General features: G+C 53.7%; 15 protein-coding genes and 1 pseudogene. 5 read left to right on the top strand and 11 right to left on the bottom strand.

The window, feature by feature from the left end; translation table 11 throughout:
- The first annotated feature begins 41 nt into the window (after window positions 1-41).
- Complete coding sequence (panS, locus tag AC07UY_RS15395) at window positions 42-983, top strand: ketopantoate/pantoate/pantothenate transporter PanS (RefSeq protein ID WP_494701493.1); 942 nt, start codon at window positions 42-44, stop codon at window positions 981-983.
- A 29-nt stretch (window positions 984-1012) separates the two neighbouring features.
- Here panS and AC07UY_RS15390 read toward each other — a convergent pair whose 3' ends face one another.
- Together AC07UY_RS15390 and AC07UY_RS15385 are read right to left on the bottom strand one after the other, a co-directional pair.
- On the bottom strand, window positions 1013-1351 hold the full coding sequence (locus AC07UY_RS15390; RefSeq protein ID WP_494701492.1) for a helix-turn-helix domain-containing protein: 339 nt from the start codon (window positions 1349-1351) through the stop codon (window positions 1013-1015).
- Entirely contained in the window at window positions 1348-1704 is a 357-nt protein-coding gene (locus AC07UY_RS15385) for a type II toxin-antitoxin system RelE/ParE family toxin (protein WP_494660363.1), read from the bottom strand. Before AC07UY_RS15385 ends, AC07UY_RS15390 begins: the two co-directional genes overlap by 4 nt.
- 197 nt (window positions 1705-1901) lie before the next feature.
- Between AC07UY_RS15385 and AC07UY_RS15380 the strand changes: the two genes are divergently transcribed.
- The gene (locus AC07UY_RS15380) at window positions 1902-2174 is read left to right on the top strand and encodes a YjbD family protein (RefSeq protein ID WP_494660438.1); all 273 of its coding nucleotides are present in this window, start codon (window positions 1902-1904) and stop codon (window positions 2172-2174) included.
- On the opposite strand, the gene rluF is transcribed toward AC07UY_RS15380, so the two are convergent.
- Both rluF and AC07UY_RS15370 read right to left on the bottom strand, forming a co-directional pair.
- On the bottom strand, window positions 2175-3044 hold the full coding sequence (gene rluF / locus AC07UY_RS15375) for a 23S rRNA pseudouridine(2604) synthase RluF (protein ID WP_203359318.1): 870 nt from the start codon (window positions 3042-3044) through the stop codon (window positions 2175-2177). It lies immediately after the preceding gene.
- Between the two features lie 168 nt (window positions 3045-3212).
- Window positions 3213-4844, bottom strand: a complete 1632-nt coding sequence (locus AC07UY_RS15370) for a Na/Pi cotransporter family protein (RefSeq protein ID WP_494660362.1) — start codon at window positions 4842-4844, stop codon at window positions 3213-3215.
- A 51-nt stretch (window positions 4845-4895) separates the two neighbouring features.
- On the opposite strand from AC07UY_RS15370, the pseudogene AC07UY_RS15365 reads away from it, so the two are divergent.
- A pseudogene (locus tag AC07UY_RS15365) lies at window positions 4896-4991 on the top strand (hypothetical protein); the annotation flags it as partial.
- Between the two features lie 93 nt (window positions 4992-5084).
- Here AC07UY_RS15365 and metH read toward each other — a convergent pair.
- Window positions 5085-8768 carry a methionine synthase gene (gene metH / locus AC07UY_RS15360; RefSeq protein ID WP_494660361.1) on the bottom strand — a complete coding sequence of 1228 codons (3684 nt, stop codon included), beginning with the start codon at window positions 8766-8768 and terminating at the stop codon, window positions 5085-5087.
- Between the two features lie 195 nt (window positions 8769-8963).
- Here metH and iclR point away from each other — a divergent pair, with 195 nt between their 5' ends.
- Complete coding sequence (gene iclR / locus AC07UY_RS15355; RefSeq protein WP_203359321.1) at window positions 8964-9788, top strand: glyoxylate bypass operon transcriptional repressor IclR; 825 nt, start codon at window positions 8964-8966, stop codon at window positions 9786-9788.
- A 16-nt stretch (window positions 9789-9804) separates the two neighbouring features.
- Here the strand turns inward: iclR and AC07UY_RS15350 are convergent, their stop codons facing one another.
- From AC07UY_RS15350 to metA, 6 genes are all read right to left on the bottom strand, one after another.
- Entirely contained in the window at window positions 9805-10098 is a 294-nt protein-coding gene (locus AC07UY_RS15350; RefSeq protein ID WP_494701491.1) for a type II toxin-antitoxin system RelE/ParE family toxin, read from the bottom strand.
- Between the two features lie 15 nt (window positions 10099-10113).
- Window positions 10114-10380: a type II toxin-antitoxin system Phd/YefM family antitoxin gene (locus tag AC07UY_RS15345; RefSeq protein WP_494701490.1), complete on the bottom strand. Its 267-nt coding sequence runs from the start codon at window positions 10378-10380 to the stop codon at window positions 10114-10116.
- Between the two features lie 185 nt (window positions 10381-10565).
- Window positions 10566-12296, bottom strand: a complete 1731-nt coding sequence (aceK, locus tag AC07UY_RS15340; RefSeq protein ID WP_494701489.1) for a bifunctional isocitrate dehydrogenase kinase/phosphatase — start codon at window positions 12294-12296, stop codon at window positions 10566-10568.
- A gap of 105 nt (window positions 12297-12401) precedes the next feature.
- Window positions 12402-13706, bottom strand: a complete 1305-nt coding sequence (gene aceA / locus AC07UY_RS15335) for an isocitrate lyase (RefSeq protein WP_494660437.1) — start codon at window positions 13704-13706, stop codon at window positions 12402-12404.
- Between the two features lie 118 nt (window positions 13707-13824).
- Entirely contained in the window at window positions 13825-15426 is a 1602-nt protein-coding gene (gene aceB / locus AC07UY_RS15330) for a malate synthase A (RefSeq protein ID WP_494660359.1), read from the bottom strand.
- Between the two features lie 269 nt (window positions 15427-15695).
- The gene (gene metA / locus AC07UY_RS15325; RefSeq protein ID WP_494660358.1) at window positions 15696-16625 is read right to left on the bottom strand and encodes a homoserine O-succinyltransferase MetA; all 930 of its coding nucleotides are present in this window, start codon (window positions 16623-16625) and stop codon (window positions 15696-15698) included.
- Window positions 16626-16781: 156 nt separating this feature from the next.
- On the opposite strand from metA, the gene AC07UY_RS15320 reads away from it, so the two are divergent.
- Window positions 16782-17225, top strand: a complete 444-nt coding sequence (locus AC07UY_RS15320) for an acetyltransferase (RefSeq protein WP_494701488.1) — start codon at window positions 16782-16784, stop codon at window positions 17223-17225.
- The last annotated feature ends 234 nt before the right edge of the window (window positions 17226-17459 follow it).

The raw sequence follows: 17459 nt of genomic DNA, 5'->3' as shown, positions 1-17459 counted from the left end.
TTTATAACAAGCAAACACAACATTATCGCAAGGAATATAACATGCTCGCTGTACTGACCCGGCTGTTCCCGTTATGGGCGCTGCTACTCTCTGTTATTGCCTACAACACGCCAACCACCTTCACCGCCATCGGCCCGTGGGTCGCCACGCTGCTGATGCTGATTATGTTCGGCATGGGCGTGCACCTGAAAATTGACGATTTCAAACGCGTGCTTTCGCGCCCCGCGCCGGTTGCGGCAGGGATATTCCTGCACTATCTGGTCATGCCGCTCGCCGCCTGGGTGCTGGCGCTGTTGTTTAAGATGCCGCCGGAACTCTCCGCCGGGATGGTGTTAGTCGGCAGCGTTGCCAGCGGCACGGCGTCCAACGTCATGATTTACCTTGCGAAAGGCGATGTAGCCCTGTCGGTGACTATCTCGTCCGTTTCCACGCTGGTCGGCGTCATTGCCACTCCGCTACTCACGCGCCTGTATGTCGACGCGCATATTCAGGTGGATGTGATGGGCATGCTGCTCAGCATTCTGCAAATCGTGGTGATCCCGATTGGCCTCGGGCTTATCGTGCACCATCTCTTCCCACGCGTCGTGAAAGCGGTGGAACCGTACCTGCCCGCCTTTTCAATGGCCTGCATTCTGGCGATCATCAGCGCAGTGGTTGCCGGTTCCGCATCGCATATTGCGTCGGTCGGTTTTGTGGTGATTATCGCCGTTATTCTGCATAACACCATCGGCCTGCTTGGTGGTTACTGGGGTGGGAAACTGTTCGGATTTGACGAGTCCACCTGCCGTACGCTGGCCATTGAAGTCGGGATGCAAAACTCCGGCCTCGCGGCGGCGCTGGGCAAAATCTACTTCGGCCCGCTCGCTGCATTGCCTGGCGCGCTGTTCTCCGTCTGGCATAACCTTTCCGGCTCGCTGCTAGCAGGGTACTGGTCAGGAAAGCCGATCGATGAAAAGTCGCGTGATGTGGTGAACGAGGGATAAGTTTTGGCCCGGCAAGGTTGCCGGGCTTGCTAGCCTATCTGGAGCGTTACAGGCTTTCCCAGCTTAACCAGCATCATTACCAGCGCATCCAGCGTAAATTTGCTGGTTTTCTGATTCACCACATCCGAAACTCTCGGTCGCGAAATGTTTAACTTCATGGCGACCTCGGCCTGTTTTAGCTGATGCTCGCCAATCCAGCTCGAAATCTCCTGCATAAGTTGTTTTTTTAGGTTAATAAGTTGCTCTACCTCGCGCTCAGAATCCTGCTGAAGCATTTGCGCGGCGGGTTCAGCAAAACCCAGTTCAGTAAAAATATTGGTATCCGGCGATGTGATGTGCCGAATTTTACTGTCAATTGCGTTACTCATTGATGCCCCTTACATTGACGCATTACTGCCTGATAACGCACTTTTGCGATATGTTTGTCATGCTCAGAAGTGCGCTGTGTTTTCTTACAGAAAGAGTGCAGGACATACAAGGCAGCGCCAACACGAGCACAATAAATGATCCGGTAACTCCCCACAGTGTGTCGCAACCTGATCTCTTCAACGCCCCGCCCTATCTCTGGCATGGATTTCCAATCCATTGCTTCCAGACCTGCCTGTAAGCGGTGTAACTGATACCCCGCATCTTTACGTACCGTTTCAGGAAAGCTACATAAATCATCCAATGCACTACCAACCCAGGCAATGGGCTTTAACAAAGGCCTTTTAGAAAGCATACCACGTCCCTGTATAAAATTTTATACATAGATGAAAATATGCTGAGAGAGGCGCCTTCACAGCATTACCGGTACGCTAGTGGAGGGATGATGATTCGTCACGTCAGGAATAAATAATTTGCGAGGGTCTTTCAGGATTAGTTTCTTTTGTGCAAATTACCGTACACTGGGTCATCTGGCTGACTGAGGGCACACCTATGGCACTCCCCCGCATTACCCAAAAAGAGATGACTGAACGCGAACAGCGTGAACTGAAAACGCTGCTGGACCGCGCCCGCATTGCACACGGTCGTCCGTTGACTAACGCGGAGACCAACAGCGTGAAAAAGGAATACATCGACAAACTGATGGCGCTGCGGGAAGCAGAAGCAAAAAAAGCCCGCCAGTTGAAGAAAAAGCAGGCTTATAAACCGAATGCCGAGGCATCTTTTTCCTGGTCGGCTAATACGCCAACGCGCGGTAAACGCTAACTAGCGCCCTTTCTTCTTACGTCCCGGCGCCGTAAAACGTTTACCGTTTGACGCCGGGCGTGCTTTCTCGTTGGTTTTTTCCATCTTCACTACCGGGCGTTTGATGCCCGCCGTTTTCGGCTTCGCTTTCGCTTTTGGCTTCGCCTCGGAAGAGGATCCTTCGATAAGCTTGAAGAGGTCAATCAGTTCGTCATCGGTTAAATCACGCCATTCACCCAGCGGAATACCGCTTAAGCTGACGTTCATGATCCGCGTACGCTCCAGCTTTTTGACTTCGTAGCCAAAGTGCTCGCACATACGGCGGATCTGGCGGTTCAGCCCCTGCACCAGCGTGATACGGAAGACAAACGGGGCTTCTTTTTTCACTTTGCACTTCTTGGTGACCGTGCCAAGAATCGGTACCCCTGCCGCCATCCCACTGACAAACTCATCCGTCACTGGTTTATCCACCGTGACCAGATACTCTTTTTCGTGATCGTTACCGGCGCGCAGGATTTTATTGACCAGATCGCCGTGGTTGGTGAGGAAGATCAGCCCCTGTGAGTCTTTGTCCAGACGACCAATCGGGAATACGCGTTTGCTATGGTTAACAAAGTCGACGATGTTGTCACGCTCGCCATCTTCCGTGGTGCTGACAATGCCTACCGGTTTGTTCAGGGCGATAAGCACCAGATCTTCTGCTTCGCGCGGCTCAATCAACTGACCGTTAACTTTTACAACGTCGCCAGGGTTTACCTGATCGCCAATGGTGGCGCGTTTACCGTTCAGGAAAACGTTGCCTTGTTCGATATAACGATCGGCCTCGCGACGGGAGCAAATTCCACTTTCGCTGATGTATTTATTTAATCGGATGGATGAGTCGGGCAACATAAATTCTCCTGTAAAAGCGAAATATACCTCACCTTGCGGGCGAGAAAAAATAATCGTGGCGCAACACATTGGCGATAAATGTGATCTACGGCGCTTTTCAGTCGTGGGGGTTATTCGTGAGTGAGTCGGAAACCTGACAGCGCGATGCGTATCAGGTTTCCGGTTTTATCAATAATCATCCCGCTCGTCGTCTTCATCCGCCTGCTCCAGCACGTTATAGGCGACGGAACAGAACAGTGAATTGAGACGCTGCATATCCCCCAGCAGGCCCAGGTGCAGTGAGCTGGTTTCAATGCTTTGTACGTTCTGCTGGTGCAGACGGTCAACGTGAGCATGAGAGTAACGGCGATTGAGGATACGAAAACGATGTTTACTCCGGCGCAGACGACGCGCGGTCGTCACATCTCCTGAGAAGAAGACCGACATCGCCAGTCGCAGGTTATTGAGCAACTGGTCGTACAGTGCATCCAGTTCCTTCAGCCCTTCCACGGAGAAGGCCCGGCGCGCCGCCAGTGATTTGTCGGCAATCTCGCTCCCCATCCGTTCGACGATATCGGAGGCCTGCTCCAGGTTGAGTGACATTTCGATGATTTCAGCCCAGCGGCGAGATTCTTCTTCCGCCAGTTCCTCTTTTGGCATCCGCGCCAGATAGAGCTTGATCGCGGTATACAGCACGTTGATATCATCCGCCATCTTGCGAAGCTCTTTCTCTTCGCGCGGCTCACCGTGCATCACACGCTTAAGCCCTTCCATCATCTGCTCCATGGCATCGCCAATACGCAGCGCTTCACGCGCGGCATTGGCCAGTGCAAGGGTCGGCGTGTCCAGGGAGCTGACATCCAGATGTTTCGGTTTCAGGTGACCATCCAGTTCCGGTTCGTCGCGAATAATACGCTTACAAAATCGCGCCATCGACTCGGCAAAGGGCACCATGGCCAGACAACGCACCAGGTTGTAAAAGACGTGGAAGTAGATCACCAGTTCAGATTTAGGCAGCGGCAGTTCATCCATCGCGTTCGCCAGCATGTGCACAAACGGCAGAATCAGCAGACTCCCCACCAGCTTGAACAACAAACTGCCGAGCGCCACACGACGCGCCGCCGCATTAGCCGCGCTGTTGTTGAGCATCGCCAGCAGGCCGGAACCGAGGTTGGCGCCGATCACCAGACAGAGCGCCACCGGGAACGAAATAATCCCCGCCGCCGTCAGGGTTGCCGTCAACAGCACCGCCGCCAGGCTGGAATAACTGATAATGGCGAACAGTGCGCCAATCAGCGCATCCAGCATGATATCGCCGGTTAACGAGGCGAATATCACCTGTACCCCGTTGGCCTGCGTGATCGGCGTCACCGCCTGCACAATCAATTCCAGTGCCAGCAGAATCAGACCAAGGCCGATCCCTACCCTCCCCAGTTGCCCAACCCGGGACTGTTTACGCCCCAAAAAGAAGATCACGCCGATGAAAATCAGCAACGGCGACAGCCAGGACAAATCGAAGGTCAGGATACGCGCCATCAGCGCGGTCCCCACATCTGCGCCTAATACAATCACCAACGCGGGCGTTAGGGCGACAAGATCCTGGGCGACAAATGAGGTCACCAGCATGGTCGTGGCGTTACTGCTTTGTACCAGCGCAGTCACGCCAATGCCCGCGCAGAAGGCGAGCGGTTTCTTTTCAACGCTACGGCTGAGAACAGTACGCAGACGCGCGCCAAAAACACGCATCACGCCGGTACGCACAATGTGAGTGCCCCACACCAACAGAGCAACTGCAGAAAGTAGGTGCAACAGAGTTAACACGGAATCAGGTTCTCCTTATATTTATATGTTCCTGAGGTTCATGGCACCGGCATCATGCCTGATGGCGCTGCGCTTATCAGGCCTACAAATACCCCCGGTAGGCTGGATAAGGCGTTTACGCCGCCATCCGGCAAGCAACGCTCATGAACCTTCTTCCAGTATAAGGGTTTACCATCAATAAAGAGATAAGGCGCTCAAAGAGCGCCTTATAAGTGGTAAGGAAAGTAGATGTTTTATGAATTAATCTGCGTCATATCCCAGATTTGGTGCTAACCAGCGCTCGACCTCGGCAACCGGCATACCTTTGCGCAGCGCATAGTCCTCCACCTGATCGCGTTGAATCTGCGCGACGGCATAGTACTTGCTATCCGGATGGCTGAAGTACCAGCCCGACACCGACGCCCCCGGCCACATGGCGAAAGATTCGGTGAGCTTCATGCCGGTGTGTTTTTCCACCTCCAGCAGTTCCCAAATTGTGCCTTTCTCCGTGTGTTCAGGACAGGCCGGATAGCCTGGAGCCGGGCGGATACCCTGGTAGTTTTCGCGGATCAGCTCCTCATTGCTGAGGTTCTCGTGGGCCGCATAACCCCAGTAGACTTTACGCACGCGCTCATGCAGATATTCCGCGAAGGCCTCCGCCAGGCGGTCAGAAATCGCTTTCACCATAATCTTGTTGTAGTCGTCGTGCTGGGCTTCAAATGCATCGGCCAGCGCATCTTCTTCCAGCCCACCAGTGACGGCAAAGGCACCGATGTAATCCGCTTTACCACTCAGTTTCGGCGCCACAAAGTCAGACAAGCAGTAGTTGGCGAAACCCACTTTCTCGGTTTGCTGGCGGAGATGGTGGCTGACCGCCTGCACATGAGTACGCGTCTCGTCACGATAGATTTCGATGTCATCTCCGACGCGGTTTGCCGGAAACAGCCCCACCACGCCGCGCGGGTTAAGGGATTTCTCCGCACTTAACATATCGAGCATATCGTTGGCATCTTTAAACAGGCGCTGCGCTTCTTCGCCCACGACCTCATCTTCCAGGATACGCGGATATTTACCGGCCAGCGACCAGGTCATAAAGAACGGTGTCCAGTCGATGTAATTGCGCAGGGTTTCAATACTGGCTTCGACTTCCTGTACGCCCAGACGATGCGCCACTGGCGGCGTGTAGCTTGCCCAGTCGAACGCCAGATCGTTGTCACGCGCTGCCGCCAGCGTGACCGGCGGCGTGCGCGGTTTCTTGCGCCCGTGCTGGATACGCACGGTTTCGTACTCTTTACGGGTACGGGCGACAAAGTCATCACGCTGCGTGTCGGAGAGTAGGGCCGCCACCACGCCAACGGTGCGCGACGCGTTCTGCACATAGACCGTCGGACCGCTGTAGTTCTGCTCGATTTTCACCGCCGTGTGCGCTTTCGAAGTAGTCGCGCCGCCAATCAGCAGCGGAATGGTAAAGCCCTGACGCTCCATCTCCTTCGCCACGTTGACCATCTCATCGAGCGACGGAGTAATCAGCCCGGAAAGACCAATCAAATCCGCGTTCACTTCTCTGGCGGTTCTGAGGATTTTCTCCGCCGGAACCATCACGCCCAAATCAACAATTTCGTAGTTATTACACTGCAACACCACGCCGACGATGTTTTTACCGATGTCGTGTACGTCGCCTTTTACGGTGGCGATGACCATTTTACCGTTGCTGGAGCCTTTCTCTTTGCTGGCCTCGATATACGGTTCAAGGTAAGCCACCGCTTGCTTCATCACGCGAGCGGATTTCACCACCTGCGGCAGGAACATTTTCCCTTCGCCGAACAGGTCGCCGACCACGTTCATGCCATCCATCAGCGGGCCTTCAATGACTTCAATCGGGCGTGCCGCCTGCTGGCGCGCTTCTTCAGTATCCAGCTCAATGAACTCGGTGATACCTTTCACCAGTGAATATTCGAGGCGTTTTTTTACGTCCCAGCTACGCCATTCGGCCTGCTGGACGTTAGCAGAATCATCCGTTTTGCTGCCGCGGTATTTTTCCGCCAGCTCCAGCAGACGTTCGGTGCCGTCGTCACGACGGTTGAGGATCACATCTTCCACCGCGTCGCGCAGGTCGGCAGGCAAGTCGTCGTAAATCGCCAGTTGCCCGGCGTTGACGATCCCCATATCCATCCCGTTACGAATGGCGTAATAGAGGAATACCGCGTGGATCGCTTCGCGTACCGGGTCATTTCCACGGAACGAGAACGAGACGTTAGAGACGCCACCGGAGATCAATGCATGCGGCAACTCGCGTTTAATGTCTTCGCAGGCGCCAATGAAATCCTGCGCGTAGTTGTTGTGCTCTTCGATACCGGTCGCCACCGCGAAGATGTTCGGGTCAAAGATGATATCTTCTGGCGGGAAACCGACCTCTTCGGTGAGGATTTTGTACGCCCGACGGCAGATCTCGATTTTGCGCGCGCGGGTATCGGCCTGGCCCTGTTCATCAAAGGCCATCACAACTACCGCCGCCCCGTAACGACGCAGCAACTTCGCGTGATGGGTAAAGGTCTCTACCCCCTCTTTCATCGAGATGGAGTTAACGATGCCTTTGCCCTGAATGCACTTCAGCCCTTTTTCGATGACGTCCCATTTCGAGGAGTCGATCATGATCGGCACGCGAGCGATGTCCGGCTCTCCGGCGATCAGGCTAAGGAAACGCACCATCGCCGCTTCGGCGTCAAGCATCCCCTCATCCATGTTGATGTCGATAATCTGTGCGCCGCTTTCCACCTGCTGCAACGCCACTTCCAGCGCTTCGCTGTATTTCTCTTCTTTGATCAGGCGTTTGAATTTAGCGGAACCGGTCACGTTGGTCCGTTCGCCCACGTTGACAAACAGGCTGTCCGCGCCGATGTTGAGCGGCTCAAGCCCGGCAAGACGGCAGGCCACCGGAATTTCCGGAAGCTGGCGCGGCGGTAACCCTGCAACCGCACGACTCATCGCCGCAATGTGTTCCGGCGTGGTACCGCAGCAGCCGCCGACGATATTCAGGAAGCCCGCTGTCGCCCATTCGCGAATCTGAACCGCCATCGTGTCAGCATCAAGGTCATATTCGCCAAAGGCGTTCGGTAGTCCGGCGTTCGGGTGCGCAGTGACGTAGCATTCGGCGATACGCGACAACTCCTGCACATACTGGCGCAGTTCGTCCGGCCCCAGCGCACAGTTGAGGCCAAAGGTGAGCGCTTCGGCATGGCGCAGGGAGTTGTAGAACGCTTCCGTCGTTTGGCCGGAGAGCGTGCGCCCGGAGGCGTCGGTGATGGTGCCGGAGATCATAATGGGCAGTTCAACGCCCAGCGCTTCAAACTCTTCTTTCACCGCAAAAATAGCGGCTTTGGCGTTGAGCGTATCAAATACGGTTTCAATCAGGATCAGGTCACTACCGCCCTCCACCAGCGCTTTGGTGGATTCACGGTAAGCCGCCACCAACTGATCAAAGGTGATATTACGGAATGCCGGATCGTTAACGTCTGGCGAGATGGACGCCGTACGGTTGGTTGGGCCGAGAACGCCCGCCACATAGCGTGGTTTTTCCGGCGTGCGCGCCGTCCACTCGTCGGCGCAGGCACGCGCCAGTTTTGCCGCGGCAAAGTTGATTTCCGCTGACAGGGATTCCATCTGGTAATCCGCCATCGCGATAGTCGTGGAGTTGAAGGTGTTGGTTTCGATGATATCCGCGCCCGCTTCAAAGTAGGCGTTATGAATCGCGGTTATCACCTCCGGTTTGCTCAGCACTAACAGATCGTTGTTGCCTTTGAGGTCGCACGGCCAGTCGGCAAAACGTTCGCCGCGGAAATCCTCTTCACTCAGACGATAGCCCTGGATCATGGTGCCCATACCGCCGTCCAGCACCAGAATACGTTCTTTTAACTGCTGACGTAATTGTTCAACTTTGCTGCTCACACTCGCTCCCGACAACGCTCAACCCAGACCAGAAATGGCCAACAAACCATACTGGCACAAACTGATGTGACGGAAAAGCAAACAGCGGGCAACATGAGACATGTTCAGCTTCACTCATCCGATCAGTACAGGAATTCTTGCATTATAATTAAATAAAACGAAAATGATTTCCACGATACAGAAAAGGAGACGGCTATGGTTGCCCCTGTTCCCGCAAAACGCGGTAGAAAACCCGCGGCTGCTACGACCCCCGCGACCGGACAGGTTCAGTCTCTCACCCGTGGACTGAAGCTGCTGGAATGGATTGCTGAGTCTAACGGTAGCGTTGCGCTAACCGAACTGGCGCAACAGGCGGGTTTACCGAATTCAACCACTCACCGTTTGTTAACCACCATGCAGCAACAGGGATTTGTGCGCCAGGTCGGTGAACTGGGCCACTGGGCAGTAGGCGCTCATGCGTTTACCGTTGGCAGCAGTTTTTTGCAAAGCCGGAATCTGCTGGCAATTGTCCACCCGATCCTGCGCAAGTTGATGGAAGACTCCGGCGAAACGGTCAACCTGGCGGTGCTTGACCAGAGCGACCATCAGGCGATTATCATCGACCAGGTACAATGTACCCAACTGATGCGTATGTCTGCACCTATCGGCGGCAAACTGCCGATGCACGCGTCCGGCGCGGGTAAAGCATTCTTATCGCAGTTGAGCGAAGAACAAGTCACCGGCTTACTGCACCGTAAAGGGCTGCACGCGTATACCCATGCCACGCTGGTGTCGCCCGTGCATCTTAAAGATGACCTTGCCCAGACGCGTAAGCGCGGGTATTCGTTTGATGATGAAGAACATGCGCTGGGTTTACGCTGCGTGGCGTCGTGCATTTATGACGAGCATCGCGAGCCGTTTGCCGCGATTTCCATCTCCGGACCGATTTCGCGCATCACCGATGACCGGGTAACTGAGTTCGGTGCCATGGCGATTAAAGCCGCGAAAGAGGTGACGCTGGCGTACGGTGGATTCCGCTAGCCAACACAAGGCAGACCTAAAGATAATTATTGGGGTCCTGCCTTTCATGCAGCACCGCTAAAATCACGATGCCCGCGGGGATCTCCCGATAGTAAATCACGTGGCTTTCGACGGGAAAACTGCGAACGCCGGGGAAAAGGTCGTCGCTACGGTCGCGGCCTGACGAAGGGCTGCGATCAAGTACTCCTGTTATGGCAGCACGTAATACACTCGCATACGCTTCAGCGACCTCTTTCCCCCATCTTTGCGTAGAGTAGATCCGGATCGCCCGAATATGCTCCTTCGCCTTTGCAGTAAACCTGGCGCTCATCCTGTCGCGGTATCCTTAATCTGCCTTTAACTCATCATCGGTCAATGGGCCAAACACATCATCGACGTTATAGAGTTCACCTTTCTCTGCCTGCGCGATGGACTCTGCCAGAACGGCTTTCAGACTCTGTAGCTTAAGCTGGATGTAATGGTCGTACTCTTCAGGCGAGATAACCACCGCCACACGTTTTCCATGCTTGCTGATTTCGACGGGTTCACGCTGGGCTTTCATCAGTAACTCACCAAACTGGTTCTTTGCTTGCTGTGCGGGCATGACCTGCATACCGCCTCCTTCCATCTAAAATGGCTCGAATAGCTATTTTCGTTATCATAGAAAGAAGGCATCGGTTGCTCCAGCGAATTCGATATTGAACAGGTCATTATTCAAACGGAACCCACAATATGACGACAAATCACTGGGCACAAACGGCTTAATTCATTACTGGAAAGCGGTTCGCATATGCGTGATTACGGTGCCCCGTAACGCACGCTAAACCGCTGACGGCGGCGGTAGGCGTAAACATCTTCCACGTGCCCCTCACGAATTCGCGTCTGTAATGCACGCCAGTAGTCGGCGCGAAACAGGTCGGCGTGCATCTCTTCAAACAACGGCCCAATTCTGGGGTCTGCGCAGAGCCAGTAACGAAACTCCTCCGGAAAAACATCGCCCGGCGAAACGCTGTACCACGGTTCGCTGGCCAGCTCATCTTCCGGATAACGCGGCGGCGGAATAGTGCGGAAATTCACTTCTGTCATATAGCAAATTTCATCGTAGTCATAAAACACGACGCGCCCGTGGCGGGTGACGCCGAAGTTTTTGAACAACATGTCACCGGGAAAAATATTGGCGGCAGCAAGCTGGCGAATCGCGTTGCCGTACTCCTCAATCGCATCACGCAGCTGTTGGCCTTCTACCTGCTCCAGCCAGATATTGAGCGGCACCATACGGCGTTCAATGTACAAATGGCTGATGACAATGCGATCGCCAAGATCGGTGATTTTCTCTGGCACCTCCTGCATGAATAGAGCCATTAATGCCGGATCAATTTGCCGCTTCTCGAGGACGAAATTCTCAAACTCCTGGGTGTCTGCCATACGCCCCACGCGGTCATGCTCTTTAACCAACTGATAGCAGGCGCGCACGTGGGCGGCAGACATCTCTTTTTGCGGAGCAAACTTGTCTTTGATGATTTTAAAGACCCGGTCGAAGCCTGGCAGGGTAAACACCAGCATGACCATACCACGTATGCCTGGCGCTTCAATAAACGACTCATCGCACTCTGCCAGATACCACAGGTACTCGCGATAGCTTTCGGTTTTCGCATGTTTCTGGCAGCCGATCGCCATATACAGCTCCGCGGTCGTTTTGCCCGGCAGGATCTCGCGTAGCCATTCAACCAGCGCGGCAGGCAGTGGCGCGTACACCATAAAATAGGAGCGGGCAAAACCAAATACGATGCTGGCTTCTGCTGTGGTAGTCAGGCAGGTATCGACAAACAGCTCGCCTTCATCGGTGCGGTGAATCGGCAGTAAAAAGGGCAGCGTGCCTGTCGGGGTCATCAGCTTCCCCACCAGCCAGGCGGCTTTATTGCGGTAAAACAGCTCGTTTGCCACCTGCAGATGACAATGGTGCAGCCCTTCCGCGCCGCAGGCCTCTGTCAGATGCTCAATGATGTAGTGAATATCACGACTTTTGTTCTGCCAGGGTAAGCGAAGTGGAAGATCGCTCAGCACGCGCGTTAATAGCGGTTCCCAACCATTCACAGGAAAAAAATCTTTTGCCAGCGGACGAGGAATCGTGCGGAAACGGCGTTCCGGCTGAGAACTAAAAATAAATAACCGCTCGGGGGTCAGTGAGCGGTGGTCAAATAACCGGCAATAGACAGAGTTAAAAAAGCTCTCCGCAATTTCGAAGCGCGGGTAATCCGGCAACAGCCGGGTGTAATGTTCTTTGACGCACAGCAAAAACGCCGCATCGGTGGTTTTGCCGCCAGTGATACAGCGTAGCTGTTCCACGACCAGACCCACATGGTGATCGTAAAGGTGGATACGGCTTTTCATCGCCTGCTGCACGGCATGCCAGTCGGCCTGTTCAAAGCGCTGTTGAGCGCCGGACGTCACTTCCAGAAATCGACCATACTGCGCGTCAAAGCCTTGCAGGATGGTTTGAGCAATCAGTAATTCCAGGCCACGCGACATCTTTTGTCCTCAGTTCGGCGCTGAGTTTTGCCGGATGGCGCATTCGCTTATCCGGCCTACACGTTTCTCCAGGCCCGGTAGGCAATGCGCCACCGGGCAATTGGATCAGAACTGAGATTCTTCAGTGGACCCCGTCAGCGCGGTGACCGAAGAGGCGCCCCCCTGAATAATGGTGGTGACTTTGTCGAAGTAACCGGTACCCACTTCTTGTTGGTGCGAGACGAAGGTATAGCCGTCTTTGCCTGCGGCGAACTCCGGCTGCTGGACCTTCTCGACGTAGTGCTTCATGCCTTCACCCTGCGCATAGGAACGCGCGAGGTCGAACATGTTGAACCACATGCTGTGGATACCTGCCAGCGTGATGAACTGGTATTTGTAGCCCATATCCGACAACTGCTGCTGGAAGCTGGCAATCGTTTTGTCGTCCAGCTTCTTCTGCCAGTTAAACGACGGAGAACAGTTGTAGGCCAGCAGTTTGCCCGGATACTTCGCATGAATGGCATCAGCAAAACGTTTAGCCAGCTCGAGGTCCGGCGTGGAGGTTTCGCACCACACCAGATCCGCATACGGCGCATAGGCCAGGCCACGGCTGATTGCCTGTTCGATACCGGCGTGCGTACGATAGAAACCTTCACTGGTACGCTCACCGGTAATGAATTCGCTGTCATAGGGATCGCAGTCTGAGGTGATCAGGTCTGCTGCGTCTGCATCGGTACGCGCAATCACCAGCGTCGGTACGCCCATCACATCGGCCGCCAGGCGCGCAGCCACTAGTTTTTGAATCGCTTCCTGCGTCGGCACCAGAACCTTACCGCCCATGTGACCACATTTCTTCACTGACGCCAGCTGATCTTCGAAGTGAACAGCCGCTGCACCGGCCTCAATCATCGATTTCATCAGTTCAAATGCGTTCAGCACGCCGCCAAACCCGGCTTCCGCATCGGCGACGATCGGCAGGAAGTAATCCACATAGCGAGGATCGTTGGGTTCAATACCGGTGGACCACTGGATCTGATCCGCACGACGGAAAGTGTTGTTGATCCGATCCACCACGGCCGGGACGGAGTTCGCCGGGTACAGTGATTGATCCGGGTACATGCTCGACGCCAGGTTGGCATCCGCCGCCACCTGCCAACCAGACAGATAGACCGCTTCAATACCGGCTTTCGCCTGCTGCAATGCCTGACCACCGGTCAGCGCGCCGAGGCTATTGATGTAGCCTTTTTTCGATTCGCCGTGCAGCAGACGCCACATTTTGGCGGCACCCAGCTGTGCCAGCGTGCATTCCGGATTGACCGAACCGCGTAATTTCACCACTTCCTCCGCGCTATAAGGACGACGAATGCCTTCCCAGCGCGGTTGTGTCCATTCTTTCTGTAATTCTTCGATTTGTTGAGTACGGGTTTTCATGTGCAGATGCTCCATATTATTCTCCTGGTTTTCCAGGCGTTATTGGTGAAAGCAGTTTGGTCACGGGCAGTTTGCGCACTGCCCGGGTACAAAATGGCGAACAAAATAACCAGGGCATTTACGCCAGCAGGCGGTAGCCTGGCAGGGTCAGGAAGTCGATTAACTCCTCAGAGGTGGTGATCTGCTCCATCAGACGAGCAGCTTCATCGAAACGCCCGCTGCTAAAGCGGTGCTCGCCGAGTTCCTCCTGAATCACCAGCATCTCTTCTGCCAGCATCTGGCGGAACAGCGCTTTGGTGACGGCTTTGCCATTGCTGAGGGTTTTCTCGTGATGGATCCACTGCCAGATAGAGGTACGGGAGATTTCCGCCGTCGCGGCATCTTCCATCAGGCCGTAAATCGGTACGCAGCCGTTGCCGGAGATCCACGCTTCGATGTACTGCACCGCCACGCGAATATTGGCGCGCATCCCCTCTTCAGTACGCTCACCTTCACAGGGTGCCAGCAGTTGTTCGGCGGTAATCGGCGCATCGTCATCACGCGTGACGAACAGTTGGTTTTTATGCTCGCCGAGGATTTCATCAAACACCGCCATCGCGGTATCCGCCAGGCCCGGGTGGGCAACCCAGGTGCCGTCGTGGCCATTATTGGCTTCCAGCGATTTGTCCGCTTTTACCTTGTTGAGCACCTGATTATTGCGAGCGGTATCTTTGCTCGGAATGAACGCCGCCATGCCGCCCATCGCAAATGCACCGCGCTTGTGGCAGGTTTTGATCAGCAGACGTGAGTAAGCGCTGAGGAACGGTTTGTCCATCGTCACCACCTGGCGGTCTGGCAGCACACGATCCGGGTGATTTTTCAACGTTTTGATATAGCTGAAAATGTAATCCCAGCGACCACAGTTGAGACCGACAATATGGTCACGCAGCGCATGCAGGATTTCGTCCATCTGGAACACTGCCGGCAGCGTTTCAATCAATAACGTCGCTTTGATGGTGCCCCGCGCCAGATTAAAACGATCTTCAGCGTAGCTGAACACTTCGCTCCACCACGCCGCTTCCTGCCAGGCCTGGGTTTTCGGCAGGTAGAAATAGGGACCGCTGCCTTTTGCCAGCAACGCTTTGTAGTTGTGGAAGAAATAGAGGGCAAAATCAAACAGGCTGCCCGGGATCGCTTCGCCACGCCAGGTGACATGTTTTTCCGGCAAATGCAGGCCGCGCACGCGGCAAATCAGTAACGCAGGGTCGGGTTTGAGCTGGTAGATTTTTCCGGCTTCATTGGTGTAGCTAATGGTGCCATTGACCGCGTCGCGCAGGTTAATTTGGCCATCGATGACTTTATTCCAGTCCGGCGCCAGGGAATCCTCAAAATCCGCCATGAAGACCTTCACGTTAGCATTCAGGGCGTTAATCACCATTTTGCGCTCAACAGGACCGGTAATTTCTACGCGCCGATCTTGTAAGTCCTCGGGAATCCCACGAATTTTCCAGTCACCATTACGAATGGAAGCTGTTTCCGAAATAAAATCAGGCAACTTACCATTGTCGATATCCTGCTGTTGCTGGATACGTGCGGCCAGCAGTTTATTACGCTTCGGCGTAAACCGCGTCACCAGCTCGGTCAGAAATTCCACCGCTTCTGCGGTCAAAACGTGCTTCTCTTGCTCGCCATATGGCCGGGTAAACAGCAATTCGTCAGTTGTCGTTGCCTGTTGATTCATTGTGCAGCTCCTCGTCATGGATCCGAATACTTCCCCCAATGCGAACGAAGGATCGTTGTGTGGTTTTCGTTCAGCACAACTAAGACTACTCAATTAAAAATCAAAATCAAAAACAATTTCCATTTTTAATTTAATTTATGATTAACTTATTGATAACAGTAAAAATAAAATTCAATTACACGATGAGGTGCATTTCGGAAATAAAAAAGGCACCCGAAGGTGCCTGATTCAACATGCTGAAACGCTTTAGGATCGTTAGCGACAGAAGATTAATCCAGCGTTGGATTCATGTGACGCAGATCATATGGCGTGATCTGATAGACGTAATAGTTGAGCCAGTTGATGAACAACAAATTGCCATGGCTACGCCATGTTGCGCGTGGCCTGTTTTGCGGATCATTTTTCGGGAAATAGTTGTACGGTACATCCGGGTTTAGCCCCGCCTCAACATCCCGAAAATATTCACTGCCCAACGTATTCGCATCGTATTCCGGATGACCCGTCACAAAGGCAATTCGCTTATCTTTACTGGCAAACAGGTAAGCATCACCATCCTCAGTTTCAGCCAGGATCTCAAGATCGGTATAATCATGGATCAGCACCGATGGGAAATCTGCATAACGTGAGTGCGGGGCGAGGAACGAATCATCGAATCCGCGAGTCAGCAACGCATGAGGATGAAGAATATGGTGCTCATAAACACCAGAAAGTTTATCTGTGCGCGTCTGCTTCGGGATCCCGTAGAGGATATTCAGCGCAGCCTGCACCGCCCAACAGACAAACAACGTCGAGGTGACGTGATCTTTCGCCCATTCCAGTACCTGCCTGATCTGCGGCCAATAAGCGACATCATTAAATTCAACCAGCCCCAGCGGCGCACCGGTCACAATCAGACCATCAAAGTTCTGATCGCGAATATCGTCAAAGTCACAGTAAAAGTTATTCAAATGTTCCGCTGGCGTATTACGCGACTCACGAGCATCAATGCGCAGTAATTGAACATCAACCTGAAGCGGTGAGTTCGACAACAGACGCAGGAACTGGTTTTCCGTTTCAATCTTCTTCGGCATCAGGTTGAGAATAAGCACCTTCAGAGGGCGAATTTCCTGACCGGAAGCGCGAGACGTCGTCATCACAAAGACGTTTTCCTCACGCAAGAAATTGACGGCGGGCAGCTCGTCCTGTACGCGAATCGGCATAACCTGATAACCTCACTACACACGTTTAAACGTTTAGACATCCAGATAGCTGAAGATACCCAGAAATTGTGCGGATGTCGAGCCTGCATGCTAAAGGTGAGAAAGTTTCACGACGGTATCTACGATAAAATATAAGCATAAATAAAAGGAGAAGATATGGTTATTAACATTCGCCGCTCGCGGCGTGATGAAGGCGAGAAACTGATTGCCATCTGGTGTCGTTCAGTCGATGCCACCCATGATTTCCTGTCAGCGGACTATCGCGTTGAGCTGGAAGAGTTGGTCAGTTCATTTTTACCGGAAGCACCATTATGGGTAGCCGTGACAGAACGGGATGAACCTGTAGGGTTTATGCTGCTCACCGGTGATCATATGGATGCATTATTCGTCGATCCTGATGTTCGCGGCTGTGGCGTGGGGAAATCGCTGGTCGAGCATGCGCTGACGCTGGCTCCCAGGTTAACGACCAACGTTAATGAGCAAAATGAGCAAGCCGTTGGGTTCTATAAGAAGATGGGATTTACAGTGACGGGACGTTCAGCGGTTGATGATCTTGGAAAACCGTATCCGTTATTGAACCTGGCGTATGCCGGAGAATAAGAAGTTTAGTACGGTTTGTATTGCTGGATAGCGCTGTGCTTATCAGGCCTACCGGTTATGCTCACTGATATCTGATCCACAGGTCTGATAAAACGCCGCCATCCGGCATTTCCCCGGACCACAGACGCAAAAAAGCCCATCCGTCAGGATGGGCTTTTTCACTTGTTTGATGCCTGGCAGTTCCCTACTCTCGCATGGGGAGACCCCACACTACCATCGGCGCTACGGCGTTTC

The organism is Citrobacter sp. GW821-FHT02E08 (assembly GCF_059421685.1).
The sequence above is the reverse complement of the archived record's forward strand: the minus strand, read 5'-3'. Positions and strand labels throughout refer to the sequence as shown.

Excerpts from the sequence above, each read along its gene's own strand:
- panS (WP_494701493.1), top strand. The coding sequence starts at position 42 with ATGCTCGCTGTACTGACCCGGCTGTTCCCGTTATGGGCGCTGCTACTC.
- AC07UY_RS15390 (WP_494701492.1), bottom strand. The coding sequence starts at position 1,351 with ATGAGTAACGCAATTGACAGTAAAATTCGGCACATCACATCGCCGGAT.
- AC07UY_RS15385 (WP_494660363.1), bottom strand. The coding sequence starts at position 1,704 with ATGCTTTCTAAAAGGCCTTTGTTAAAGCCCATTGCCTGGGTTGGTAGT.
- AC07UY_RS15380 (WP_494660438.1), top strand. The coding sequence starts at position 1,902 with ATGGCACTCCCCCGCATTACCCAAAAAGAGATGACTGAACGCGAACAG.
- rluF (WP_203359318.1), bottom strand. The coding sequence starts at position 3,044 with ATGTTGCCCGACTCATCCATCCGATTAAATAAATACATCAGCGAAAGT.
- iclR (WP_203359321.1), top strand. The coding sequence starts at position 8,964 with ATGGTTGCCCCTGTTCCCGCAAAACGCGGTAGAAAACCCGCGGCTGCT.
- AC07UY_RS15350 (WP_494701491.1), bottom strand. The coding sequence starts at position 10,098 with ATGAGCGCCAGGTTTACTGCAAAGGCGAAGGAGCATATTCGGGCGATC.
- AC07UY_RS15345 (WP_494701490.1), bottom strand. The coding sequence starts at position 10,380 with ATGCAGGTCATGCCCGCACAGCAAGCAAAGAACCAGTTTGGTGAGTTA.
- aceK (WP_494701489.1), bottom strand. The coding sequence starts at position 12,296 with ATGTCGCGTGGCCTGGAATTACTGATTGCTCAAACCATCCTGCAAGGC.
- aceA (WP_494660437.1), bottom strand. The coding sequence starts at position 13,706 with ATGAAAACCCGTACTCAACAAATCGAAGAATTACAGAAAGAATGGACA.
- aceB (WP_494660359.1), bottom strand. The coding sequence starts at position 15,426 with ATGAATCAACAGGCAACGACAACTGACGAATTGCTGTTTACCCGGCCA.
- metA (WP_494660358.1), bottom strand. The coding sequence starts at position 16,625 with ATGCCGATTCGCGTACAGGACGAGCTGCCCGCCGTCAATTTCTTGCGT.
- AC07UY_RS15320 (WP_494701488.1), top strand. The coding sequence starts at position 16,782 with ATGGTTATTAACATTCGCCGCTCGCGGCGTGATGAAGGCGAGAAACTG.